Genomic DNA, 23,613 nt, shown 5'->3' with positions numbered 1-23,613 from the left:
ATAATATATATTATGTATTTTTCTTGATATCTTTAAGATTTTGTAATATAATATTTTTAATAAACAAAAATTAAGGATGTGATGCTAATGCAAGGGAAAAGGAATTATCTTTGGATTTTAGTATTAATCGGTATGATTTCTATTTCCAGTTTGGCTGACACAGGGATTTTTGTAAAGGACTTTTTTACGAATGATAATAAAAATAATCCTTTATTTGCTGAGGCTGAAGAAGTAGAAATTAAAGAGGAAAATGAAAGTACATATATAATTGAAAAGAATTCTATAGGTTATGAAATTCCAAGAGAATATATCCTTAAGGTTCCTGTAAATAAAAATTACATAGTTATTGATAATAGTATAAATATAGTGGACAAACCTGACATTAACGGAAAAGTGTTAGTTTCTTTGAAAAAAGGAGATATTGCATATCTTGAAAGAATATCTGGAGATTTTGGATATTTCAGCCTTAATAGCGGTACAAAAGGATTTGCTTTATTAAAAGGGTTTGAATTGTATAATAATGAACAAAAAGCAGATGCCTTATTGGGGATTTCAAAGGTTTCAACAGTGCTAAAGAGCAATAACGTTTATTATGTTCTTGCAAAGGGCGAAGAAGTTTTACTAAGGAAAAACGGAGATAATAGTTTCGTTGTTGTTGATGAATATGGGAATGAATTTAAGGCTCCGGAAGGTTCCGTTGAAATTTCTCAAAAAGCAAATATTTCTTCCAGATCTATGATTTCAAGAAGGAGTTCAAGTTTAAGTAAAATCGTTTCCACTGCATATAGTTTGGTGGGCAGCCCTTATGCCTATTCAGGTACAGGTGAAAGAGGATATGATTGTTCGGGATTTACATATTCGGTATATAAGAAGAGTATAGGAATTGAACTGCCCAGGTCCTCAAGAGATCAGGTAAATATGGGATTATCTGTAAATAAAAGTGATTTGATTCCGGGGGATTTACTATTTTTTAATACTTCAGGAAGTGGTATATCTCATGTAGGATTGTATGTTGGTGACGGGAAGATGATCCATGCATCCAGTGGTGCAAAGAAGGTTCAAGTCACATCAATATCTGAAAGCTATTATGTCAAAAGATATATTTCTGCCAAAAGGATAATAACCAACTGATTTTAGTTATAGGTTATAAAAATTTTTTTAAATAGAGTCAATTATGACTCTATTTTTTATTTTTATACAAAATTAGTCTTTTTTCTTTGAAGGAAAAAAACTGTTTAATATAGAATAAACAAAAGAAAAATGAAAGTCTTGGGAGGGGAGATATTGTGCAGTTATTATTTGATTCCTTTAATGAATTTCTGATAATCAAATTTAAGGGAGAATTAGACCACCATAGCACGGAGGAAGCAAGAAAGATAATAGATGACCATTACTTTAAGGATAATAAAAAAAAGGTAATATTGGATTTAAGGGATGTGGTATTTATGGACAGTTCAGGAATAGGGCTGATAATGGGTAGATATAAATTATTTAAGGAAAGCGGAGGAGAAGTATTTATTGTCAGCTCTAATCCTTATCTGGACAGAATACTTCAGATGTCGGGGATCTTTAAGATAATGAAGATTTATTCGTCCATAGATAGTGCTATAGATAATAATTAGGGGAGTGAGAATATGGAAAGAAAAAACTTTATGAAATTAACTTTTCTTAGCAAATCTACTAATGAAGCTTTTGCGAGGGTATCCGTAGCTTCTTTTGTGGCTCAGTTGGATCCTACCCTTGAAGAGATTTCGGATATAAAAACGGCAGTATCGGAAGCTGTAACAAATGCCATAATACATGGATATGAGAACCAGGAAGGGATAGTTTCTATAGAGACCACTATAGAAGAAAATAAGATCGAAATAGTTGTTGAAGATTATGGGAAAGGAATTGAGGATGTAAAAAAAGCCATGGAACCTTTCTATACTTCAAAACCGGAGCTTGAAAGATCAGGCATGGGTTTTACGGTTATGGAAACATTTATGAATAGCCTGGAAGTATATAGTGAAACCGGAAAGGGTACAAAAGTAATCATGACTAAAGTGCTCAATAATTCTATTAATAAGGAGTAGATATTATGGAAAAGGGTAATAAAGGGAATACTTTGCTTAGTCATGAAGAATCTGTTAATCTTATTAAACTGGCTCAAGCAGGAGATGAAGAAGCAAAATCCATCCTTATAGATAAAAATATTGGGCTTGTAAAGAGTGTATTAAGGGGGTTTACCAATAGAGGATATGATACGGAAGATTTATTTCAAATAGGATGTATCGGACTTCTAAAGGCCGTGAATAAATTTGATTTGTCTTATGATGTGAAGTTTTCAACTTATGCCGTACCAATGATAATAGGAGAAATAAAAAGATTTTTAAGAGATGACGGAATTATAAAGGTCAGTAGATCTTTAAAACAGATTTCCATGAGAGCAAGAATAGCCCAGGAAAAATTATCTAAAGTTTTAGGAAGAGAACCTACAATTCAGGAAATAGCCTGTGAAATTTCTGTAGATAAGGAAGAAATAGTAGAAGCTTTGGATTCTACATATCAACCGGAATATCTCAGTGATGTTATACATGAAAAAGATGGCTCACCTTTGTATTTAATTGACAGAATAAGTGACGATTCTGATGATGAAAAGGAACTAATAGATAAAATAGTATTGAAAGAAGCTCTTAGAGAATTAAAACCAAGAGACAGACAAATAATAATATTAAGGTACTTTAAAGACAAAACTCAGGTAGAAGTAGCTGAAATTTTGGGGATTTCTCAGGTGCAAGTATCGAGGATCGAAAAGAAGATATTAAACAATATGAGAGAGATGTTGGCTAAGGCATAATTTTATGCCTTATTTTTTTTGAATTAAAAAACAAATAATGCAAATAATAAATATTGAAACGGAGTGATGAAAATAATGAAAATAATCTCAAAAAAATTCATATTTATCCTTTTGATAATAATTTTTTCCTTATCTATATTAGGAATTACAATGTATAAGGCAAAGGATTCGGATAAGGGAACTCCTAAAAAAGCTACTTTTGTTAAAAGTGAGGAATATATTTATGGATAAGGAACAGGCATTTATAAAGCTGGAATCAAAATGTACTGTCGATTTAAATACCCATGTTTATTTAAGAGATGTAGCAGAAGTATATTGTAAAAATGCCAGTATCCAAAAATATCTGGAAGGATTAAAAATTTATGATGGAAGAGACAGAGAGGTTTCTGATAGTGTTTCCGCAATTGATATAACTAAAAAGATTATGGAAGGGAAAGATAATATAGATGTAGTTATGTTAGGAGAACCGGATGTGCTGATTAAAATTATAAACAGCAAGACAAATGTCCTGTTAGATTATATAAAAGTCACCATGTTATGTATAATACTTTTTTTAGGAACTGCTTTTACTATAATTAATTTTCAAGAAGACGTTAACATGGATGAAACAATGGAGAAAATATATTATTTTTTAACGGGAAATCATAATGAAAGTCCTCTTATGCTGTTAATTCCCTATTCTTTAGGTACAGGATTAGGAATGGCGGTTTTTTTTAGCAGGATAATCAGCCACAGTAAGAGAAAAAAAGATGAACCGGGGGCCATGGAAGTGGAAATGCATCTGTATGAAAAAGATATAGATGACTATGTTTTAGAAGATATAAAAAATAAAAAGTAATTTAAACTGATGGGGGAATATCGATGCAACTATGCTTACTAATTGTTGTAGGAATTTCTTCAGGTATTGTAGTGGGAGGTGCTTTTGCTGCATTACTCTCTTTGCTTAAGATTATACCGAGGTTTTGCCAACTATCCGGAACGGAAAAACACATAAAATTATATCAATTTATTTTAAGCGTATCTACCGGAATATTTAGTTTTATGTATTTTTTGGAAATTGATTTTAAGTTACATAAATATTCTATTGTCTTTTTTAGTGCTGTATTTGGTATTATATTTGGAATTGTATTGGGAATATTTGTAGGGGCTTTAGCCTCTGCTCTTGCCGAAACATTAAATGTAATTCCTGTTGCAACAAGAAAACTCAGGGTAAAAAATTATATGTTCTATATAATTACCTCAATGGTACTTGGAAAAATATTTGGTTCTTTGATATACTGGTTATTTTTAATATAAAAGGAGAGGAGAATTTTAAAATGGATAAATTAAATAAAAAGGAATATAAAAAATATGTAAAGGAAAAAGTACCGAAACCTACATATGCCAGAAACATATTTTGGGCTTTTATAGTAGGCGGATTAATATGTACATTGGGCCAGGTAATTACAAATTGGTTTTCTCATATGGGTGCTAGTGAGAAAATTGCAGGTTCGGCTACTTCCATAACCCTTATATTTTTGGGAGCTCTTCTTACAGGAATAGGAGTTTATGATAAGATAAGCAAAAAAGCTGGAGCCGGCGCAGCCGTTCCTATTACTGGATTTGCTAATTCCATAGTTGCTCCTGCAATGGAATTTAGAAGGGAGGGTTTAATTTTTGGTGTAGCGGCCAAGATGTTTATTATAGCCGGACCGGTACTTGTATATGGAATAGGAACTTCCGTTGTAGTGGGATTAATATATTTATTACTTACAAAGGGGTTGTAGAAATGGAAAACAAAAGAATGGGGAAACGCACAATCAAACTTGTCAATTCTCCTTCAATTATTAACACTGCTACTATAGTAGGACCTAAAGAAGGAGATGGTCCTTTAAGAGAATATTTTGACATAATATTGGAGGATGATTTGTGGGAACAGGAGTCCTGGGAGAAATGTGAAAAGAAGATGCAAGAGGAAGCAATCAGACTTGTGTTAACTAAAGCAAATCTTACCGAAAATGAAATAGACTATCTTTTTTCCGGTGATCTGTTAAACCAAATCATCTCATCTGCTTATGCTGCCAGACAGATTTCCATACCGTTTTTCGGACTTTATGGTGCATGTTCGACTATGTCCGAATCTTTAAGTTTAGGAGCAATGTTAATAGACGGAGGCTTTGCAAACAATATTATATGTTCTACATCAAGCCATTTTAGTACAGCTGAGAGGCAATATAGATTTCCGCTGGAATATGGATCTCAGAGGCCTTTCTCATCTCAATGGACCGTAACCGGTTGTGGCGCCAGCCTTCTTTCTTCTTCAGGAGAGGGTCCTTATATTAATTATGTTACAACGGGGAAAGTCATAGATCCAGGGATTAATGATGTCAACAATATGGGGGCGGCAATGGCTCCGGCGGCAGTAGACACAATCATGCAACATTTTAAGGATACCGGTTTTAATCCTGATGATTATGATATGATTCTTACCGGAGACCTGGGAGCAGTGGGAAAGAGCGTTTTATTGGATATTATGGATAGCCAAGGCTATGATTTATCAAAGGTATATGATGATTGCGGAATGAAAATATTTGATAATTTAAGACAGGATGTTCATGCCGGAGCCAGTGGATGTGGATGTTCAGCTTCTGTATTTAACGGATATATATATAGTGAATTGAAATCAAGAAACATAGATAAATTACTTCTTGTATCCACAGGGGCTCTTCATTCATCTACCAGTACTCTTCAGGGTGAAACTATCCCGGGAATTGCTCATGCCGTATCTATAAGTAATTTTAAGAATTAGGAGGTTAAATCAAATGGAATATATAAGAGCTTTTATTGTGGGGGGGCTTATATGTGTCGTAGGTCAAATCATATTAGATACAACACGGCTTACAACGGGACATATTCTCGTCATGTTTGTTACGTCGGGGGTAATTTTAACTGCAGTGGGTTTATATGAACCCTTAATGAAGTTTGGAGGAGCCGGTGCTTCTGTTCCTATTACCGGATTCGGTTACTCTTTATGTAAAGGAGTGATGGAAGGAGTGGACAAAAAAGGTTTTATTGGAGCTTTTACAGGAGGAACAGAGGCTACGGCAGGAGGAATAGCAGCCTCTATAATATTTGGGTATATTATGTCTATAATATTTACTCCCAAAACGAAAAGCTAAGGAAAATTAATTTTCCTTAGCTTTTTTTCTTAAGGAGATACATTATTTTGATCGGTATTGCCGTTATTGTTCCCATTATTGCCGTTATTATCATCATCATTCCAATTATTGTTATCGTCATTTCCATTCCCGTTGTTGTTTTCATTATTGCCGTTATTGTTGTTCTCATTACCGTTATTATCATCATTTCCATTATCATTATTGTCGTTTCCGTTATTAAACCAATCATTCAACCAATCATTTACACTGTTTTCCTGATTATGGACATCACATACTTCCGTCGGAGCAGTATATTTATAATCATTAGGAAGAATTCCACCGTGTTCCGCAGGTTTATACGGAGGATTTCTTTTTATGAAAACTCTTTTTTCTACATTTCCGGGAGGACAATATTTGTTAGCAATTTTATTTGTTACGGTATCAATGTCTAACTCTACGTGAACATCGCACTGCTCGGTAGGCACAGTCCCCTTTACGAAAATTTCACTGCGGACGGTACTGCCTCTTGGATCACGGGCACATAAACTTGTGGGCAATTTTCCCGATTGGGTACATATTTGAGCGGTCACTATGCTATCAGGTTTTTCAAAATTCTTTTTTTCCAATCCTTCGTGAACATCGGTCATTATTTTTTGCCACAATGTTGCTGCCATGGAACTTCCCTTTGTTAAAGTTATTTGAGGAGAATCATTTCCGATCCACACCCCCGCCGCATAATAGGGAGTAAAACCTACAAACCAAATATCAGCTTGGTTTTGAGTAGTACCGGTTTTGCCGGCAGTAGGCATATTAGGAATTTGTGCCCTTCCGGCTATTCCGTTAGTAACAGTTGTCCTCAATATATCAGACATTACGAACGCTACACCTTCTGATACTACCTTATTTCTTTGAGGAGTATTTTCTATAAGCACATTGCCGTCCTTATCCAATATTTTAGTAAAAGACAGGGGCTTTGTATAAGTACCTCCGTCTGCAATAGCTCCATAAGCCGCGGTTAGCTCCAAGGGAGTAAGACCTTTCGTCATTCCGCCCAGCCCTAATGCTGATAAATTTTCATCATTATTTTTTTTATTTTCAGCACTTGAAACGAAACTGTCATTTTTAGGATCATCCGAGTTTATAATCCCCAATTTCGTTAAATATTCCATTGAAGTTTTTATTCCTATATCAGACAGTGTTTTTACAGAGTTTACGTTAATAGATTGTTCTACGGAAGCTCTTAAGGTAGTTATTCCTTTATATCCCTTATAGGAATTTCTAGGCCAAATATTCCCGTTATGATCATAATATGGAACATCATCGATAGGAGTAGCCGCAGTATAACCGTTATCTAAAGCAGGAAGATACACTGCAATTGGCTTAATGGAAGAACCGGGCTGTCTTCTGGAAGAAGTAGCTCTGTTTAACAATTTTGCTCCTTCGATATCCCTTCCGCCAACTAAAGCCTTTATTTCTCCTGTCCTATAATCCAATATAACCGTTGCGGATTGAGGCTGTACAACTCCATCGCTGCTTCTGAAAAAGTATTTTGAATTTATTAGAAGGTTTCCTTTTTCATCAATGGAATAAAAATCTTTATTTTCATTTAAAAATTCCTTTGAAATCAGAAATTCTTTATTGTCACCTTTAGTGAGACTTTTTTCAGGTACAGATAAAGCCCCAACATTATGAGTCACGAGATTTTTCTTTTCATTAATATTGTAATAATCAGAGATGGTGATGCTATTGTTGTAAACGGAGAACTTTTTATTATTTATTTTTAACCCTGTATCTCCTAATTCAAAAGTTCCTTTTTCAACTATTAAATCATAATTTTTATTAAATAAATTTTCTTGTTTATAATATATGATGTTATTGTTTTCGCCTAAAATGTTTTTATTTTTATCGAGTTTCCAATCAATAAGTATGGGTGCTTTAGCACTTTTTACATTGAAAAGTTCTTCAGTAAAATTCTTATATATTTCCTCTAATTTATGCTGCATGTCGACATCCATAGTTGAATATATTCGTAATCCTCCGGTAAATAACTCATTCTCGGCGTCTTCCCTTGAATATCCTAATTCATTTACTAATGCATCGATTACCTGGGATTTTACATAATCAGTAAAATATGAAGAGATGCCGGTAATTTTTTTTCTTCCTGGCTTGAGCTCGGTTTTTATGTCCTCCTTTAATGCCTCTTGATATTCTTCTTCACTTATATAGCCTAATTCTTTCATTTTCATGAGGACAATTTTTTGCCTTTCAACTGCGTCTTCGTTATATACGGCAATATATTTCTCGCCTAAAATATCCAATTCTCCAACTTCGTATTGAGTTGAGCTGTCGAAATTTTCCGGCTTTACTGTTTTGTATGGGGGATATTTATAAGGGCTTTTAACTACTCCCGCAATTAATGCACATTGGGCAAGTGTCAGGTCTTCCACATTTTTTGAAAAATATGTTTGGGCAGCCCCCTGAGCACCGTAAGCTCCTTGGCCTAAATATATTCTATTTAAATAAGCCTCCAAGATTTGATCTTTTGTCAGTACTTTCTCAATTTGTAATGCTAAATATGCCTCTTTTATTTTTCTGTCCCATTTAACGTCATTATTTAAGTATAGGTTTCTTGCTAACTGCTGAGTTATAGTACTTGCACCTCTTACGATTGCTCCGGCTCTAATGTTATCTATCGTTGACTTGACAATACCCTTTGGATCTATTCCTATATGTGATCGAAATCTTTCATCTTCGATGGCAATAAAAGCGTTTTGTAAATTTTTTGGTATTTTATCTAAATCTACAACAGTTCTATATTCTTGAGTTTGAATTTTTTCAATCTCATTTCCTTCAGGATCTAAAATAAAAGATGTCTGACTTAAAATTGAATCGATATTTGTAGGATCGATCTTTGGTGCGTCTTTTGCTATTGCTATAACTATACCTCCTACTGCGCCTATGGCAGAAACTATAAGTAAAAATAAAATTAATAAAAATATCTTAAGTTTTTTTCCTTTCTTTTTCTTTTTTTGTGTTCTTTTATTTTCAGCCACGTAAATACCTCCTTAATACGAAAAGGCATATATAATTAGGTTAATTATATCATAGAAATTAATTGTTGTTAATAAATAGTTATATAATGAAAATTTAATAAATACAAATAAAGTCTGATATGTTATATGCATATACTTATAATATAGAGGGGGAAAATATATTGAGATATAATCCTTATTTCAGGAAAAAGCAATGGATACTTTGGCTCATAATAATAATAGGAATAATATTATATATTTTTAATTTCATTGATAAGAACATAAGACCTACGGTTCTTACGCTTTCGGAGATAAAAGCCCGGGCTATAACTACCGAAACTATAAATAAATCCGTTAAGAAAAAAATAGGCAAGGACATTAATTATAACGACCTAATATTTGTAAGGTATGGTACAGACGGAAAAGTTGCATTAATGCAGGCAAATACCATATTGATGAATAATATTGCAGCCGAAGTGGCTCTGGAAGTACAAAAAGAACTTACCGATATATCTGCTTCAAAGATAGAGGTACCATTAAAAAATGTTTTTGATACTCAAATTTTGAGGCTTCCCAGCATTAAGCTAACAATTGTACCTCAGGGTGCTGTTTCCGTGGATTTTGCCACGGAATTTAAGCAATCCGGGATAAACCAAACGAGACATAGAATTTATTTGGTTATAAATACCAGTATACGTATGATAGTACCGCTAATTTCCGATGACATTGAAATCACGACAAACATTCCTATAGCGGAAACCATAATAGTAGGAGACGTACCGGAACAATATATAGAATTACCAAAAGAGGAAGATGCAATAGAAATAGTTGATTAGATAACTATTAAAAAACATGATATAATTAGTAAGAATACTTTTTGAAGAATGAAGGTGATAATTTTGGATATAGAAAATATTTACGAGAAGGAAAGAGTACTTATTGCAGGTATATATTTTGACAAGGAAGAAATTGGCATTAATAACTCTATGGATGAATTACAAGAATTAGTTGAAGAAGCAGGAGGAGAAGTAGTTTTAAGAGTTATTCAAAAAAAGGATCACATTGATTCGGCTTTTTTTGTTGGAAGAGGAAAAGTAGAAGAAATCAGAAATTATTGTGAGGATTTAAAAATAGATACTGTGGCTTTCAATGATGAACTTTCCGGTGCTCAAATAAAGAATTTGGAAGATGCCATTGAGAGAAAAGTCATTGATAGAACAAATTTAATATTGGATATATTTGCCAGAAGGGCTGCAACTAAAGAGGGGAAACTTCAAGTTAAACTTGCCCAACTCCAATATATGCTGCCGAGACTTATAGGAATGAGAGATTATCTTTCCAGAGAAGGCGGAGGAATCGGGACAAGAGGCCCTGGAGAACAAAAACTTGAAACTGATAGAAGGCATGTTTTAAGGGAAATTACAAATATTGAAAAGCAATTGAAGAGTATTGAGAAAATAAGAGAAGTAAAAAGGAAAAAGAGACTTGCTTCTAATCTTCCTATAGTAGCTTTGGTGGGATATACAAATGCGGGAAAATCTACTTTACTTAATAAAATATTGGAGATAAGCGGTGAAAGTTCAGTTAAAGATGTATTTGCTTATGATATGTTGTTTGCCACTTTGGATGTTTCATATAGAAGAGCTAAATTGCCCAAAGGTCAATATTTTCTTATAACGGACACTGTTGGGTTTATAAATAAACTTCCGGTGAAATTGGTCGAAGCGTTTAAGGGGACCCTTGAAGAAATAAAATATGCGGATTTACTTCTTCATGTTGTAGATGTTTCGAATAGGGATGTAGACATTCAGATAAAAACCACTTATAATATACTTAAAGAGATGGGAGTAATTGATAAACCTATAATAACCGTATTGAACAAGATAGATAAGGTCGATATATATAATACTTATTACGATCAGAATATTGTTAAGGAAAAAGTATTTATCTCTGCAGAAAAGAAAATAAATTTAGGTATTCTTATGGACACTATAGAGAAGATGATTCCGCAAAAGTTTTTTTATGTTGCTTTGAAAATTCCTTATGACAAACAAAATCTATTATCCAATATATGTGAAAACTACAATACTGAAAATTTGAAATACGAAGAAGATGGAGTTTACTTAAATGTATCCCTAAATTCAATAGATTTTGAAAGGTATAAGGAATATATTCTGTTTTAAATAAATAGAATGAATTATTCATTCTATTTATTTAAAATATTAATTCATAATTATTATTGATATTTGGATTATTATTGGGTATTAATAATAATAAAGAAGGAATAAAAAAAGTGGAGGTGTTTTATTATGATAGTGAGAAACTGTGCAGGAGGAGTGGTTTTTCATGGACATAAGGTATTTATCCTCAAGAATGACAAAGATGAATGGGTACTTCCAAAAGGTAAAATTCGTAATGGTTTTCTTCCTACGGAAACTGCATTGGAACGTGTGAAATGTGAAAGCGGTATCGTTGATGCCGAGATTATTTCCACTGCAGGGGAAACCAATTACGAATTTTTTTCTTATTCAAGGCAGCAGCCGGTGTTTAATGTGATAATATGGTATATTATGGAGTGTAATGATGAGAAATTTATGATTAATAAAGAAGAGGGATTTACGGGAGGTGGATTCTTTGACATAGATGAAGCCGTTGAAAAAATTACCTATAGTCAGGATAAATCTTTGGTTAGACTGTCTTATAAAAAATATCTGAAATTAAAAGAATTCCCAATAGGCGATATAGAAAAAGAAGAGATGCTTGTTTAGAATAGACATGGATATGAAAATTTATTAAAAAGGAAAAATCAATAAATAATTTCTGTTTAAAATATTTTATTGGCTTTTCCTTTTGTTCTTTGATAACATTGTTTTCGGAGATGATGAGAAAATGGAAGAACGATATAAAACTATACATAAAAAAGGAAAAGATGAAATTACAATAAATAAATCCAGATTTATCGGACATGTTTTGCCGATTTCTTCCGAAGAAGATGCTCTTGATTTTTTAAACGAGATAAAAAGTATCTATAAGGACGCTACTCATAATGTATATGGTTATGTATTTGGGGAAAATAATAATATACAAAGATACAGCGATGACGGAGAACCTCAGGGTACTGCAGGAATACCGATTTTAGAGGTAATAAAGAAGGAAGATTTAAGAAACGTGGCAGTAGTAGTGACAAGATATTTCGGAGGAATAAAACTTGGAGCCGGAGGACTTATAAGAGCATATACAAAAAGTGCTAAAATTGCTATCGAATCGGGAATAATCGTTGAAAAAGTACTTCATCGAAAATTAATAATAAAAATAGATTATAGCATATATGGCAAGGTTGAAAATTTTTTTTTAAGCAGGGGAATAATAATTTCAAATGTAATATTTAATGAAGCCGTTAATATAGAAGTATTTGTAAGTTTTTTTGAAAAGAGTTCTTTTATATCATCTGTTATTGATTTATGTAACGGAAGGGTGGAAATTGAAGAGTTGGGAGAGAAATATCTGTCCTTAAAGGACTGTAAAAAAATCGATTAGCATGATAAAAATCAGATACCAAGGGTATAAATAAAGTGAATATAATGGATTAAAGGCGGTGAAATGATGGAATATCCAAATATGCATAAAGATGAAATGCTTAATAAAAAAATATGGGCGGTAATAGGTGCAAGTTCCAATAAAGAAAAATTTGGATACAAAATATTTAAAAAATTAGAAGAAAAAGGCTACGATGTCTATGGAATAAATCCCAATGTTGATAAAGTCGATGGAAAGAAGATATATAAGACCGTAAAGGATTTGCCCGTAAAGCCTGATGTGGTGGATTTTGTAGTTTCTCCCCAGATTACAGAGGGGATGTTGGAGGATCTAAAAGATATGGGAATAGAAAACCTGTGGTTTCAACCGGGTTCATATAGGCAATCTACAGTGGAAAAAGGAGAAAAATTGGGATTTAAACTGGTTTACAACGATTGTGTATTACGAAGTTTACACTAATGGAAATGGAGCTTTCATACGGTTTACAAAAAAGCAATTAATATTATTGCTTTTTTGTTTTTGAAAAAAGTTCGTAAATCCCTATTATCAATAAGAATATGGAGAAGTATTTGCTTAAGGCTTTAGAATTGATTTTACCTGCAATAAAGGAGCCCAAAACCGCTCCTATAAGACCGTAGCCTATTATTTTTAATGATAATTTATATTTTATGTTTTTATTTTTTAAATGAGTGATCAAGGCCACGATAGCAACGGGTATAAACACTATTAAATTTATTCCTTGAGCTTCCTGCTGAGTCAACTCGGTAAAAATTAATAAAGAAGGGATAAGTATTACTCCGCCGCCTATCCCCATACCGCTGATTATTCCCGAAAACAACCCTATAATAAATAATTTCATTTTATCATCATCCTTATAGCTGCAAATATTATTAAAGAACCGAATATTTTTCTTAATATGTTAATTGGTATCTTATTTAATAATTTGGACCCTATAAAACTGCCTATAACTCCACCGAAAGCTACAAATAATGCTATATTTAAATGGATGGATTTATGTGTATAATAAATTATGGTACTTACTATACTTAAGGGAAGTATTACGGATATTGCGGTAGCATGAGCTTTATAGTCATCAACTCCGAGAAGAAAAACTAAAGCAGGAACTACTATGGTTCCTCCTCCTGAGCCGAATAAACCGTTTAAAAATCCAGAGATAAGACCTATAAGGAGAATTTTTAAGTTTACTTTTTTCACATTATTATGCCACCTATATAATTAATATTAATCACTATATACTTTTTCCTAAAAGAATTTAGTTATTCATGAAGATTAAATATCCAATTGATAAAAAATCCCATGCTATAAAAGCATGGGATTTTGAAGTATAGATTTGCATTACTTTGCAAGTTCGTAAATTGCATGGGCATATATTTTAGCATTAGCGACAAGGTCGTCTATTTCAATATATTCATTAGCCTGATGGTCAAGATCCGGTTTGCCTGGGAATATCGGACCGAATGCAACTATATTTGGCATCTCTTTAGCGTATGTTCCTCCGCCTATTGCAAGAAGGTCAGCCTTTTTCCCGGTTTGCTCTTCATATACCTTCTGCAATACCTTGATAAGCGGATGGCTTGCAGGAAAATAAAGAGGTTTTTGATGTGTCATGTTCTCAATATTTATTCCGGTACCTTCAAGTTTTTTATTAAAAGGATTTATTAGATCTTCAACCTTGTGCGTTACAGGATACCTTACATTAAGAGAGAGCTTTATCCTGTTACCCTTCATTTCAACGCATCCTACGTTAAACGTAAGCTTGCCCGACTCCTTGTCTTCAAGATAAACGCCAAATGATTTTCCGTCTGTTTCTTCCCCTACATATTTATTGAAGAAATCAATATAATCCTTTAGTTCGCAATTGCCAAGAGGAAGAGTAGCAAGAAAAGCGAACATACGCATTACCGCATTCTTTCCGCGTTCCGGAGAACTGCCATGAGCTGCAAAACCGTAAGATTTTACAACAATATCTTTTCCGCTAATTTCTGCTTTTATGTCAAATCCTGTCTTATTTGAGAAATCAACCGCAAGTTTTTTAAGCTCCTCAGCGCTGTCTCCGTCCATGATACATTCGCAATAAGCAGGAACCGCATTAGGTGCTGTACCGCCTTTAATTGATTTTATGTTATAACCCTTTTGGCATCCTTCCTTTAAATCTTTTACAACATCAAATATTGTTATGCCTTTTTCTGCATATATTATCGGGTATTCGGCATCAGGAGTAAAGCCAGAAACAGGGGCTTTTTCCTTCTTCATATAATACTCGACTTCTTTGCTTCCGGTTTCCTCGTTTGTGCCGAATATCACCCTTACTCTTTTTGAAAGGGGCATATTAAGGTCCTTTATTGCCTTGAGCCCGTAAAGTGCCGCCATTATAGGTCCCTTGTCATCCAGAGTTCCCCTTCCGTATATTTTTCCTTCATGTATTTCGGCGGCGTAAGGTGGATATTTCCATCCGTCTCCTTCCGGAACGACATCAAGATGTCCCAGTACAGCAACATAGTCGTCACCATGGCCATATTCTGCATATCCTATATAGCCGTCCATGTTTACTGTTTTGAATCCAAGCTCTTTTGAAATATCTAGTGCGCAATCAAGTACCTTTCTCGGACCTTCACCAAAAGGCATTCCATCTTTTGGCTCTTCTTGAACACTCTTAATTTTGACAACTTTTTCTACAGACTTAATAAGGCTGTCTTTAAGTTCGTCGACTTTTTTATTTAAATCCATCAAAAAACACCTCCCTGATTATTTTAACTCTTTTTTCATCCTGCTGGTATCTAAATTTTTATGAAGATATTGAAAATGATGTACATAGGTGTATATAATTGAACAAATGATAGATAATATTACACATGTGAAATTAAGATAGGCCAGAAAATGAGCCAATGAAAATTATAAAATTCTTTACTCAATAAATTGTATTTGATATAATAGAAATATTATTTAGGAATATATTTAACTGGGAGGGATTATGATGAAAAATGTAGAGCAGGTATGTGATGAAGTAGTAAAATGGTTAAGAAGTAAGGTAGAGCAGGCTAATAAAAAAGGGTTAATTTTTGGTTTAAGTGGAGGAGTGGATTCTTCTGTAGTAGCGGCTCTTTCCAAGAGAGCATTTCCTGAAAACACTTTAGGACTTATAATGCCCTGCCATAGCAATAAAGAAGATGAGAAGTATGCACATTTAATTGCCAAGAAACTTAATATCAATGTTAAGACAGTTGATTTAAGTAGTGTATATGATGAATTTATTTCAAAAATGGATTCGAAAACAGACAATAATTTGGCACAGGCCAATGTAAAGCCCAGATTGAGAATGATAACCCTGTACTATTTTGCTCAATTAAATAATTATCTTGTAGCAGGGTCAGGAAATAAAAGTGAAGCGACAGTAGGGTATTTTACAAAATATGGAGATGGAGGAGTTGACATAGCTCCGATAGGTTCTTTTGTAAAAAGAGAAGTCAGAGAAATGGCAAGATTTTTGGAAGTTCCGGAAGTGATAATTACTAAGCCTCCTACAGCGGGTCTTTGGGAAAATCAAACTGATGAAAAGGAAATGGGATTCAGCTATGATATTTTAGACGATTATATATTGTACGGAAAAGCTCCCGAAAATTTCAAGAACAGAATTGATGAGATGAATAAAAAAAGCGAACATAAAAGAAAGAATCCCGAAGTTTTTACTTTAGACAATAAGTAATATTAAAATATATTGCAATATATTATTTTATGTGGCAGAATAGTAATGGGTATATTTAAAGGAGGTAGAAATAGTATGTCAGGTCATTCTAAATGGTCAAATATTAAGCACAGGAAAGGTAAGGAGGACGCAAGGAAGGGAAAAGTATTCACAAAATTAGCTCGAGCTATAACTGTGGCAGTAAAGGAAGGCGGCTCCGAACCGGAATATAACCCATTGTTAAAAGCTGCTATTGAAAAGGCTAAAATTGAAAATATGCCTAATGATAATATAGATAGATCAATAAAAAAGGCTGCTGGAGATCAAAATGAAAATTTATTTGAAACAATAAATTATGAAGGATATGGTCCTGCAGGAATAGCAGTATTAGTTTCTTGCCTTACTGATAATAGAAACAGAACAGCATCGGATGTAAGACATTCTTTTGACAAATTCGGAGGAAATTTAGGGCAGTCGGGATGTGTTTCTTTTATGTTCGATAAAAGGGGACTTGTTGTTATAAAAAGGGAAGACAATATTGATGAAGAGGAATTGATGCTTAAAGCCATTGATATGGGTGCAGTAGATTTTTCAAGCAATGATGAGGAATTCGAAATATTGACTAATCCTGAAGATTTTAATATTATAAGAGATAAATTGAAAGAAGATGGATATGATTTTGTTACGGCAGAGATATCTTATATTCCTCAGAATACAATAAAATTATCCGAAGAAAAAGATATTAAAAACATGGTAAAAATGATAGAATCCCTTGAAGATAACGATGATGTGCAGGAAGTTTATTACAATTGGGAAATACCTGATGATTTAGAAGTTGAATAATATATAAAAATTTATGTTACCATTTAACTTTTTATGAATAATATGAATAAGATGAAAAGTAATTCCTTATTGAATAAATATAATTTTAAAATCTAATAATACTATTAATAGAGCACTAAGAAAAGGAGAGTATTTATGGCAGAGAATGTAAATTTTGAAGAGATAAAAGAAAAATTTAAAAACGCATCTGTAGACGATAAAATTCATATTTATACTACAGTAAAAGGATTAAGTGTGGAACAGTATAAAGAACTGTTAAAGATGTTTCCCATAAAGTATATAGACAAATTAGAAAAAGCAATGTCATAAAGGGCCCTAATAGGGCCTTTACTTTTATTCAGTATCTTTTTTAAATATTGGATATAGGAGGGAAACTTTTATGAAAAAAAGAATTTGTTCAGCATTACTATTTATTTTTATGCCTTTATTCATACTTCTATTTAGTTTCCAGATAAATGTTTTTAATATTAAATATTTTCTTAAAGAATATGAAAAATATAATATTTCTCAGGAAACCCATATGAATATGGAAGAATTGGAAAAGACAACTGTTGCTCTGATGAAGTATTTGGCTGGGGTTACAAAAGAATTGAAATATTCTGAAAAGTACAGCAATAATGATATTACACATCTTAAAGATGTGAGGGTTTTATTTCAAAGGGGAATTTTTTTAGAAGGGCTATCTTTGTTTATATTATTATGGACAAGATATTTTTTACATAAAAAAGACAAGAAGCTATTAAGAAATACGGTTAAGGTGTCTTCGGCTTTTTCCATTATACTTCTATTATTGTTGATAATATTATCCATTTATGATTTTAATAGGTATTTTACTTATTTTCATTTAATACTCTTTGATAATGATTATTGGCTTTTGGATCCTAAGACAGATTTATTGATTAGAATGTTTCCCGAATCATTTTTTATAGATATTTTCAGAAGAATTGGGATATTATTTATTGCAATTTTGTCAATAATACTGATATATGAAATAAAAAATGAGAGGGCGGGAGATTAATTGGATTTCGATAAAAAAGATATACTAAAAAAATATATAGAAGATTTGAAAAGAAAGAGATATATAAATAATTATTATATAGGCAAAATAAAAAAAGGAAAAAGTACAGAAGCAGATTTTTTGGATGGTTTCTTTTTAAGAATCATTATATTCATAGGAACGATAATCATTTTATATGCAGAAACGGGGTATTTTATTTTCAGCATTGTTGTTTCAGTCCAAATAACTATATTGTTTTCGTTGTTAATTTATAATTTCAAAAACAAGAAAATGAAAAAAAAGATTGCTCAAATAAATGAGGAACTGGTTAAAAAGAAGATATTGAAAGATATAAATAATTTAAGCAGCAATGAATTTAAGGAATATATAAAAGATATTTTAGAAGAATATTATAATACAACTTTTTTTGAATATAGTAACCATTTGGACTATTTATTTACTGTTGATAATGAAATATGGGGAGTTTCATGTTTTAAAAAAAGCCAGGACGATAGGATAGGATTAAAAGATATAAACGGTTTTATGGAGGAACTAAAAAAAACCGAGGCCAGTAGAGGATTAATAGTTACAAATTCATATTTTACCGAAGAATTAAAGGAAAAAGGATATATTCATATAAAGTTAGTTGATTTTGACGAAATCATTGAAATTATTAAAAAAATAGGCAAATTACCTAAAAAAGAGGAAATAGAAGAAATCATAGTGAACAAGAGAAAAGAGAAGTTATCCAAAAGGGTAAATATGAAAGAACAATTTTTTTCTAAACATAATATATTAAGATTTTTCTTTCTTGGGATAATTCTTATTCTGATGTCAAATCTAACAAGATATACAAAATACTATACCGTTGTTGGAGGAATATGTATAGCTTTAAGTATAATTTCAGGGAGCTACAATTTATATTTTTTTATTAAAAATCACGATTTTAATTTACAGAAATGACCTTTTGTTATATAATTAATTAAACAAAACAGAGTAGGTAAAAAGCGTAAAGTGTTAAGGGATGGGAAGTTGCCTTTAAACGAAAGACTATGTCTGCGGTTTTTTACTGCGTCCGCTGTTCCATTAAAGAGGAATTCCTTCTCTTTAGTGAAACAGGTTTCTGTTACTAAAGAAGGGGGAATATATATGAAGAAGGTACAGCCTTTTAGTACTAAGGCATTGGTTTCTGTTAGCCTTTTAACGGCTATGAGTATAATATTTACAAGATTTTTTTCTTTTATCATACCTATTGCAGGCCTTCCGGCATTGAGATTCGGCCTGGGAGAAGCACCTTTGATGATGGCAGGCATGGTATATGGTCCTGCTTTGGGAGGATTAGGTGGCTTAGCTGCAGATCTGATCGGGGTAGTTGTTAACCCTCAGGGAGCGTATTTTCCGGGGTTTACTTTAAGTTCAATGCTCTGGGGCATTTTACCGGGATTATTTTTTTATAAAAGAAATAATAAAAATATTAATATTAAAGGTGTTTTCATTGTAGTTTCAATAACTTATTTTATTGTTTCTATATGTTTAAACACCTACTGGCTTTCAATTATGTTTGGAAAAGGGTTTTTGGTATTGGTCCCGGGCAGACTTTTAAGCAGTGTTGTAGCTATACCTTTAGATTCTGTGATGGTTTCCACCTATCTTAAATATTCAAAAAAATATTATGCGGGATGGTGATGGAATGAGCAAGGTTTTAGCTTTAATGGGAAGTCCGAGAAAAAATAAAAATACAGACAGGGCATTAGAAGCTATGCTTACAGGTATGAGAGAAATAGGTCATGAAGTAAAAAAGATAAATATCATAGATAAAGACATTTCTCCTTGTGTGGGATGCGGATATTGTGAAAAAGAAGGGGAATGTGTTATAAAAGACGATATGGACGAAATATATGAGGGATTTGACAACAGTAATATTTTTGTTATTGCATCTCCTCTTTATTTTAATACGGTCAGCAGTTTTATGAAAAAAGTAATTGACAGATGTCAGAAAGTCTGGGCTTTCAAATGCAATCATAATGATACCAAGTATAAAGGCAAAGATAAAAAAATGGGTATATTTATAGGCGTGGGTGGTGCTGACTTTTATCATGATCAATTTTCCGCAATGGTGACTACTATGGATTTGGTGTTTAAAGTTATTGACGCTAAGTATATAGGAAACTATTTTATTTCCGGAACGGATAAGAAGAATGTTTCCGATAGAAGCGATGTAATGGATGAGCTTTACAACATAGGAAAAAATATAGATAGGCAGGAAAGTTTTTATCTCTACAGATGATACTGGGATTAAAATATTTATGCCGCTACAAAACCAGTTTACTCTATCGGTTTTGTGGCGGCTTTTTTGGAGATAATAATTGTCTAATCTACACTGAATGTAACTTTTTCAGTCAAAGATAATGTTAATGCAGATCCATACGCATCTTCAGGGTGGCCTCTCAAAGTGACGGTACAGTTTTTCTTGTTACTGCTCAATGAGTATGACCCTGAATCGACTTCAAAATGATATCCTGTATAATCGGAAGGCCAACTCGAGCCATAACTGTTGATTGTTTCATAGATGTATGTCCCTGAAGCACCAGTTGCACTAAATACTGTAGAATTAAGAAACATTTGAGAATTATAACTAATAGGAGCGGTTTGCATGATATCTTGTCTTACGTGCATAGGTGAGGTATCCTGCTTTTTTTGGCCGTTTTTCATAGCATAACTTTTTGTATAACTGTTGGGTTCAGATTGGGTAATAAATGGTTTACCGCTGGTAATGTCTTTGTATTCATTTCTAAGCAAATTTTCGACTTCGCTGGGAGACATGTGTTTAACATTATTATAAAATTTTTCCTTGTTCTTGTCCGGAATGTATATATTGGAACCAAGTTCTCCATTAACCTTATCAATAGCATTCTGATAAGGTGCGAGTAATTCATCGATAGTCTTTGTTTCTTCAGCATATGCAGGTATGCATAATCCAAGTATCAATACAAACGATAAAATTATATTTACAATCCTTTTCATAGAAATCACCTCCTTTTATTTTTTTATGTATATAAAGGTTTGACAATGTCAGAATTATTGCCCATATTTACTATAAATAGGATTATCTACATATTATTATAATATTTTTTAATGTATTTTGCAATAATAAAATATAATTATTTATCTATAATAATATTTTGTGAGTGTTGAAGATGCTTCTTTTCATCAATTTTAAATAAAATTAATTTATCAAAATTTGCAGAATACTTCTATTTTTTATAAGTGGGAAATGGATAGCAAATATTTTGAGGAGGTTCGATACCTCTTCAAAATATCCATAAGTTACTTCACTATATATTTTTTACTTATAAATTGATATTTTAATAAAAAATATTATATAATATAAACAAAAATCGAGGTGAAAAAGATGTATTTAACAGTGAAACAGGTATAAACGGAGCATTGAATATACTAAAAAAAGTAACGTTGTGTGCTTAAAAGCACTATACGGTAGTGGTGAAGTGGATATGCCTGTTAGAATAAGGATAGCTTAGACTATCAATCTTTTATACTAAGCCCCTACTTCTATAAGTGGGGTGTAGTTCACAATTGTTTGATTTTCAAATTTTAAAGGAATATAATTAATGTGTTAAATTGTTTATATTATTATTTTATGTAGAGTAGGGAGGAAAAGTTTATGAAAACAAAATTACCAATAGCTATGTCCAACAGGCATATACATTTAACGAAGGATGATTTGAACAAATTGTTCGGAGACGGATACGAATTGACGAAAAAGAAGAATTTGACTCAACCGGGACAATTTGCGGCGGAGGAAAAAGTCGATATTATAGGACCGAAGGGAACTTTAAGGGGAGTAAGAGTTCTTGGCCCTGTCAGAGCAATGACGCAGATTGAAATTTCCGTTTCGGATGCTTTTGTGTTGGGCGTTAAGCCAATGGTTAAAAACTCCGGAGATTTGGTCGGGACTCCGGGAGCTAAAATAGTCGGAACTAAAGGAGAAATTCAGATTGACCAGGGAGTAATAGTTGCAGCCAGACATATTCATATGCACACGGATGAAGCTAAGGAGTATGGACTGGAAGATAAAGATGTGGTAAGAGTTAAAGTCTCAGGTGTAAGGGGACTTGTATTTGAAAATGTACTGGTGAGAGTAGGAGAAAGGCATAAATTAGAAATGCATGTTGATATAGAAGAAGGAAATGCGGCAGGGATTAAAAACGGAGATATAGTAGAAATAATTAAGTAAAGGGGTGTACTATATATTATGATGGATATTGCCCGATTTATAGATCATACTTTACTGAAGCCCGATGCTACAGAGGAAATGATTGAAAATTTATGCAATGAAGCAAAAAAATATAATTTTTATGCGGTATGTATTAATCCTTATTACGTAAAATTAGCAAAAAATATTCTTAGGAACAGCAATGTAAAAATTGCAACGGTTATCGGATTTCCTTTAGGGGCCAATACCGGTAAAATTAAAGCTTTGGAAGCCGAAGAATCAATAAAGGACGGAGCAGACGAATTGGATATGGTCATAAACATAGCTGCTCTGAAGAATAAAGATTACGATAAGGTAAAAGAGGATATTGAAGAAGTGGTTAAAAAAGCAAAAGGTAATGCATTGGTAAAGGTTATTATTGAAACCTGTTTATTGACTGAAGATGAAAAGGTTAGGGCGTGTAATTTATCCTTAGAGGCAGGAGCAAATTTTGTTAAAACATCAACAGGATTTAATGGCAAAGGTGCAACTGTTGAAGATATAAGGCTTATTAAAAGTGTTGTGGGAGATAAGATGAAGATAAAGGCTTCCGGCGGAATAAGAGATTATGAGACAGCTATAAAGATGATAGAAGCGGGAGCGAACAGGATAGGTGCAAGTTCATCTGTAAAGATTGTACAAGATAGTATAAAATAATCTGTATTTTTAAAATAAAGGGGTGTCGCACTAAGCATTTAGTGTGAAGCCCTTTTTATAACCAATAGGAAAATTACATCTTCAATAAAATTGTAGGATTTTACAGCAATACCGCTAACCCTGAAACAGAACCCACAGGGTATGAACTGGGAAGGAATGCGGTGGTTATCCCTTCAGAACCCGTGAAAAACAGCAATGTACATTGTCCATGCTCTACGGTATTCTTATAATTATATCTATAGGATCAGTTATAGGGAGTTTTGCCGGATTTAAGACAGCGGATTTTGTCATGTCGAAATCAACGGACATGGAAACGGAACTGTACAGCACGGCTTTCAGCAACTGGGTAAACAATTCCGATAAGATGGCGAATTCAAGTGAAATCAGTGTATCGGTGAATCCACTGACACCGGTTTTCGTATGTCTTACGGTGATTTTTGTATCACTTATCATTTCACTTATATTTATCAAAAATAACTTAAAAGCGGAACCCCTTGAACTTTTAAGTAAAAGCGAGGAGTAAACCGGCGAAAGAGAATAGATTAGCAAATAGCCCTCATCTTAGAAAGGGAGGGTTATTTGCTGTTTTCATTTT

At 32.8% G+C, this 23,613-nt stretch carries 29 protein-coding genes and 1 riboswitch; of the genes, 24 read left to right on the top strand and 5 right to left on the bottom strand.

What is annotated here, in order from left to right; all coding sequences use genetic code 11:
- Window positions 1-87: 87 nt before the first annotated feature.
- From EQM13_RS18530 to spoVAE, 9 genes are all read left to right on the top strand, one after another.
- Window positions 88-1,131 carry a C40 family peptidase gene (locus EQM13_RS18530; protein ID WP_159429026.1) on the top strand — a complete coding sequence of 348 codons (1,044 nt, stop codon included), beginning with the start codon at window positions 88-90 and terminating at the stop codon, window positions 1,129-1,131.
- Between the two features lie 155 nt (window positions 1,132-1,286).
- Window positions 1,287-1,622 (top strand): anti-sigma F factor antagonist, encoded by a 336-nt coding sequence (spoIIAA, locus tag EQM13_RS11250; RefSeq protein WP_071139029.1) that lies wholly within the window; start codon window positions 1,287-1,289, stop codon window positions 1,620-1,622.
- A gap of 12 nt (window positions 1,623-1,634) precedes the next feature.
- Window positions 1,635-2,075: an anti-sigma F factor gene (spoIIAB, locus tag EQM13_RS11245; protein ID WP_071139030.1), complete on the top strand. Its 441-nt coding sequence runs from the start codon at window positions 1,635-1,637 to the stop codon at window positions 2,073-2,075.
- A gap of 5 nt (window positions 2,076-2,080) precedes the next feature.
- Window positions 2,081-2,839 carry an RNA polymerase sporulation sigma factor SigF gene (sigF, locus tag EQM13_RS11240; protein WP_071139031.1) on the top strand — a complete coding sequence of 253 codons (759 nt, stop codon included), beginning with the start codon at window positions 2,081-2,083 and terminating at the stop codon, window positions 2,837-2,839.
- 223 nt (window positions 2,840-3,062) lie between these two features.
- The gene (locus tag EQM13_RS11235) at window positions 3,063-3,677 is read left to right on the top strand and encodes a stage V sporulation protein AA (RefSeq protein WP_071139032.1); all 615 of its coding nucleotides are present in this window, start codon (window positions 3,063-3,065) and stop codon (window positions 3,675-3,677) included.
- A 23-nt stretch (window positions 3,678-3,700) separates the two neighbouring features.
- Window positions 3,701-4,135, top strand: a complete 435-nt coding sequence (locus tag EQM13_RS11230; protein WP_071139033.1) for a stage V sporulation protein AB — start codon at window positions 3,701-3,703, stop codon at window positions 4,133-4,135.
- A 20-nt stretch (window positions 4,136-4,155) separates the two neighbouring features.
- Entirely contained in the window at window positions 4,156-4,605 is a 450-nt protein-coding gene (gene spoVAC / locus EQM13_RS11225) for a stage V sporulation protein AC (protein WP_071139034.1), read from the top strand.
- Window positions 4,606-4,607: 2 nt separating this feature from the next.
- Window positions 4,608-5,627 (top strand): stage V sporulation protein AD, encoded by a 1,020-nt coding sequence (spoVAD, locus tag EQM13_RS11220; RefSeq protein ID WP_071139035.1) that lies wholly within the window; start codon window positions 4,608-4,610, stop codon window positions 5,625-5,627.
- A gap of 13 nt (window positions 5,628-5,640) precedes the next feature.
- Window positions 5,641-5,997 carry a stage V sporulation protein AE gene (gene spoVAE / locus EQM13_RS11215; RefSeq protein ID WP_071139036.1) on the top strand — a complete coding sequence of 119 codons (357 nt, stop codon included), beginning with the start codon at window positions 5,641-5,643 and terminating at the stop codon, window positions 5,995-5,997.
- Window positions 5,998-6,026: 29 nt separating this feature from the next.
- Here the strand turns inward: spoVAE and EQM13_RS11210 are convergent, their stop codons facing one another.
- A complete protein-coding gene (locus EQM13_RS11210) occupies window positions 6,027-9,029 on the bottom strand; it encodes a penicillin-binding protein 1A (protein ID WP_128752703.1) in 3,003 nt (1,000 codons plus the stop codon).
- Window positions 9,030-9,190: 161 nt separating this feature from the next.
- Between EQM13_RS11210 and yunB the strand changes: the two genes are divergently transcribed.
- From yunB to EQM13_RS11185, 5 genes are all read left to right on the top strand, one after another.
- Window positions 9,191-9,844, top strand: a complete 654-nt coding sequence (yunB, locus tag EQM13_RS11205; RefSeq protein WP_083381770.1) for a sporulation protein YunB — start codon at window positions 9,191-9,193, stop codon at window positions 9,842-9,844.
- Between the two features lie 48 nt (window positions 9,845-9,892).
- A complete protein-coding gene (hflX, locus tag EQM13_RS11200; RefSeq protein ID WP_128752702.1) occupies window positions 9,893-11,191 on the top strand; it encodes a GTPase HflX in 1,299 nt (432 codons plus the stop codon).
- Between the two features lie 126 nt (window positions 11,192-11,317).
- Window positions 11,318-11,776 carry an NUDIX hydrolase gene (locus EQM13_RS11195; protein ID WP_128752701.1) on the top strand — a complete coding sequence of 153 codons (459 nt, stop codon included), beginning with the start codon at window positions 11,318-11,320 and terminating at the stop codon, window positions 11,774-11,776.
- Between the two features lie 121 nt (window positions 11,777-11,897).
- Complete coding sequence (locus EQM13_RS11190; RefSeq protein ID WP_071139041.1) at window positions 11,898-12,545, top strand: YigZ family protein; 648 nt, start codon at window positions 11,898-11,900, stop codon at window positions 12,543-12,545.
- Between the two features lie 66 nt (window positions 12,546-12,611).
- Window positions 12,612-13,004 carry a CoA-binding protein gene (locus EQM13_RS11185; RefSeq protein WP_240662925.1) on the top strand — a complete coding sequence of 131 codons (393 nt, stop codon included), beginning with the start codon at window positions 12,612-12,614 and terminating at the stop codon, window positions 13,002-13,004.
- A 43-nt stretch (window positions 13,005-13,047) separates the two neighbouring features.
- On the opposite strand, the gene EQM13_RS11180 is transcribed toward EQM13_RS11185, so the two are convergent.
- The 3 genes from EQM13_RS11180 to pepV all read right to left on the bottom strand — a co-directional run bounded on the left by EQM13_RS11180 (window position 13,048) and on the right by pepV (window position 15,293).
- Entirely contained in the window at window positions 13,048-13,404 is a 357-nt protein-coding gene (locus tag EQM13_RS11180) for a sulfite exporter TauE/SafE family protein (protein WP_071139043.1), read from the bottom strand.
- Window positions 13,401-13,760, bottom strand: a complete 360-nt coding sequence (locus EQM13_RS11175; protein ID WP_071139044.1) for a sulfite exporter TauE/SafE family protein — start codon at window positions 13,758-13,760, stop codon at window positions 13,401-13,403. Before EQM13_RS11175 ends, EQM13_RS11180 begins: the two co-directional genes overlap by 4 nt.
- Window positions 13,761-13,901: 141 nt before the next feature.
- Complete coding sequence (gene pepV / locus EQM13_RS11170; protein WP_071139045.1) at window positions 13,902-15,293, bottom strand: dipeptidase PepV; 1,392 nt, start codon at window positions 15,291-15,293, stop codon at window positions 13,902-13,904.
- Between the two features lie 247 nt (window positions 15,294-15,540).
- Between pepV and nadE the strand changes: the two genes are divergently transcribed.
- The 7 genes from nadE (at window position 15,541) to EQM13_RS11140 (ending at window position 20,375) form a co-directional block, all read left to right on the top strand.
- Window positions 15,541-16,269: an NAD(+) synthase gene (nadE, locus tag EQM13_RS11165; RefSeq protein WP_128752700.1), complete on the top strand. Its 729-nt coding sequence runs from the start codon at window positions 15,541-15,543 to the stop codon at window positions 16,267-16,269.
- A gap of 75 nt (window positions 16,270-16,344) precedes the next feature.
- Complete coding sequence (locus tag EQM13_RS11160) at window positions 16,345-17,091, top strand: YebC/PmpR family DNA-binding transcriptional regulator (RefSeq protein ID WP_071139047.1); 747 nt, start codon at window positions 16,345-16,347, stop codon at window positions 17,089-17,091.
- Window positions 17,092-17,226: 135 nt separating this feature from the next.
- On the top strand, window positions 17,227-17,400 hold the full coding sequence (locus tag EQM13_RS18400; RefSeq protein ID WP_170177313.1) for a hypothetical protein: 174 nt from the start codon (window positions 17,227-17,229) through the stop codon (window positions 17,398-17,400).
- Between the two features lie 70 nt (window positions 17,401-17,470).
- A complete protein-coding gene (locus EQM13_RS11155; protein WP_128752699.1) occupies window positions 17,471-18,109 on the top strand; it encodes a TIGR01906 family membrane protein in 639 nt (212 codons plus the stop codon).
- Window positions 18,110-19,051, top strand: coding sequence for a restriction endonuclease (locus tag EQM13_RS11150; RefSeq protein ID WP_114218047.1), 942 nt, complete (start codon window positions 18,110-18,112; stop codon window positions 19,049-19,051).
- A 27-nt stretch (window positions 19,052-19,078) separates the two neighbouring features.
- Window positions 19,079-19,171, top strand: a riboswitch (THF riboswitch).
- A 66-nt stretch (window positions 19,172-19,237) separates the two neighbouring features.
- Window positions 19,238-19,774, top strand: a complete 537-nt coding sequence (locus EQM13_RS11145) for a folate family ECF transporter S component (protein ID WP_071139050.1) — start codon at window positions 19,238-19,240, stop codon at window positions 19,772-19,774.
- 4 nt (window positions 19,775-19,778) lie between these two features.
- Window positions 19,779-20,375 carry a flavodoxin family protein gene (locus tag EQM13_RS11140; protein WP_071139051.1) on the top strand — a complete coding sequence of 199 codons (597 nt, stop codon included), beginning with the start codon at window positions 19,779-19,781 and terminating at the stop codon, window positions 20,373-20,375.
- 83 nt (window positions 20,376-20,458) lie between these two features.
- Here the strand turns inward: EQM13_RS11140 and EQM13_RS11135 are convergent, their stop codons facing one another.
- Window positions 20,459-21,112 (bottom strand): hypothetical protein, encoded by a 654-nt coding sequence (locus tag EQM13_RS11135; protein ID WP_128752698.1) that lies wholly within the window; start codon window positions 21,110-21,112, stop codon window positions 20,459-20,461.
- Window positions 21,113-21,770: 658 nt separating this feature from the next.
- Here EQM13_RS11135 and pduL point away from each other — a divergent pair.
- The 3 genes from pduL to EQM13_RS11120 all read left to right on the top strand — a co-directional run bounded on the left by pduL (window position 21,771) and on the right by EQM13_RS11120 (window position 23,541).
- Window positions 21,771-22,343 carry a phosphate propanoyltransferase gene (pduL, locus tag EQM13_RS11130; protein ID WP_128752697.1) on the top strand — a complete coding sequence of 191 codons (573 nt, stop codon included), beginning with the start codon at window positions 21,771-21,773 and terminating at the stop codon, window positions 22,341-22,343.
- 21 nt (window positions 22,344-22,364) lie between these two features.
- Window positions 22,365-23,018, top strand: coding sequence for a deoxyribose-phosphate aldolase (deoC, locus tag EQM13_RS11125; RefSeq protein WP_128753488.1), 654 nt, complete (start codon window positions 22,365-22,367; stop codon window positions 23,016-23,018).
- Between the two features lie 208 nt (window positions 23,019-23,226).
- Entirely contained in the window at window positions 23,227-23,541 is a 315-nt protein-coding gene (locus EQM13_RS11120) for an FtsX-like permease family protein (protein WP_071139053.1), read from the top strand.
- Window positions 23,542-23,613 lie beyond the last annotated feature (72 nt).

This window comes from Acidilutibacter cellobiosedens, assembly GCF_004103715.1.
GTDB classification, from domain to species: Bacteria; Bacillota; Clostridia; order Tissierellales; family Acidilutibacteraceae; genus Acidilutibacter; species Acidilutibacter cellobiosedens.
The sequence above is the reverse complement of the archived record's forward strand: the minus strand, read 5'-3'. Positions and strand labels throughout refer to the sequence as shown.

Coding starts and splice junctions, on each gene's coding strand:
- spoVAC (WP_071139034.1), top strand. CDS start 4,156: ATGGATAAATTAAATAAAAAGGAATATAAAAAATATGTAAAGGAAAAA.
- spoIIAB (WP_071139030.1), top strand. CDS start 1,635: ATGGAAAGAAAAAACTTTATGAAATTAACTTTTCTTAGCAAATCTACT.
- EQM13_RS11160 (WP_071139047.1), top strand. CDS start 16,345: ATGTCAGGTCATTCTAAATGGTCAAATATTAAGCACAGGAAAGGTAAG.
- EQM13_RS11145 (WP_071139050.1), top strand. CDS start 19,238: ATGAAGAAGGTACAGCCTTTTAGTACTAAGGCATTGGTTTCTGTTAGC.
- EQM13_RS18400 (WP_170177313.1), top strand. CDS start 17,227: ATGGCAGAGAATGTAAATTTTGAAGAGATAAAAGAAAAATTTAAAAAC.
- EQM13_RS11135 (WP_128752698.1), bottom strand. CDS start 21,112: ATGAAAAGGATTGTAAATATAATTTTATCGTTTGTATTGATACTTGGA.
- pepV (WP_071139045.1), bottom strand. CDS start 15,293: ATGGATTTAAATAAAAAAGTCGACGAACTTAAAGACAGCCTTATTAAG.
- EQM13_RS18530 (WP_159429026.1), top strand. CDS start 88: ATGCAAGGGAAAAGGAATTATCTTTGGATTTTAGTATTAATCGGTATG.
- spoVAE (WP_071139036.1), top strand. CDS start 5,641: ATGGAATATATAAGAGCTTTTATTGTGGGGGGGCTTATATGTGTCGTA.
- EQM13_RS11190 (WP_071139041.1), top strand. CDS start 11,898: ATGGAAGAACGATATAAAACTATACATAAAAAAGGAAAAGATGAAATT.
- EQM13_RS11155 (WP_128752699.1), top strand. CDS start 17,471: ATGAAAAAAAGAATTTGTTCAGCATTACTATTTATTTTTATGCCTTTA.
- EQM13_RS11235 (WP_071139032.1), top strand. CDS start 3,063: ATGGATAAGGAACAGGCATTTATAAAGCTGGAATCAAAATGTACTGTC.
- EQM13_RS11195 (WP_128752701.1), top strand. CDS start 11,318: ATGATAGTGAGAAACTGTGCAGGAGGAGTGGTTTTTCATGGACATAAG.
- EQM13_RS11230 (WP_071139033.1), top strand. CDS start 3,701: ATGCAACTATGCTTACTAATTGTTGTAGGAATTTCTTCAGGTATTGTA.
- spoVAD (WP_071139035.1), top strand. CDS start 4,608: ATGGAAAACAAAAGAATGGGGAAACGCACAATCAAACTTGTCAATTCT.
- hflX (WP_128752702.1), top strand. CDS start 9,893: ATGAAGGTGATAATTTTGGATATAGAAAATATTTACGAGAAGGAAAGA.
- EQM13_RS11140 (WP_071139051.1), top strand. CDS start 19,779: ATGAGCAAGGTTTTAGCTTTAATGGGAAGTCCGAGAAAAAATAAAAAT.
- EQM13_RS11180 (WP_071139043.1), bottom strand. CDS start 13,404: ATGAAATTATTTATTATAGGGTTGTTTTCGGGAATAATCAGCGGTATG.
- deoC (WP_128753488.1), top strand. CDS start 22,365: ATGGATATTGCCCGATTTATAGATCATACTTTACTGAAGCCCGATGCT.
- EQM13_RS11185 (WP_240662925.1), top strand. CDS start 12,612: ATGGAATATCCAAATATGCATAAAGATGAAATGCTTAATAAAAAAATA.
- pduL (WP_128752697.1), top strand. CDS start 21,771: ATGAAAACAAAATTACCAATAGCTATGTCCAACAGGCATATACATTTA.
- EQM13_RS11120 (WP_071139053.1), top strand. CDS start 23,227: ATGCTCTACGGTATTCTTATAATTATATCTATAGGATCAGTTATAGGG.
- nadE (WP_128752700.1), top strand. CDS start 15,541: ATGAAAAATGTAGAGCAGGTATGTGATGAAGTAGTAAAATGGTTAAGA.
- sigF (WP_071139031.1), top strand. CDS start 2,081: ATGGAAAAGGGTAATAAAGGGAATACTTTGCTTAGTCATGAAGAATCT.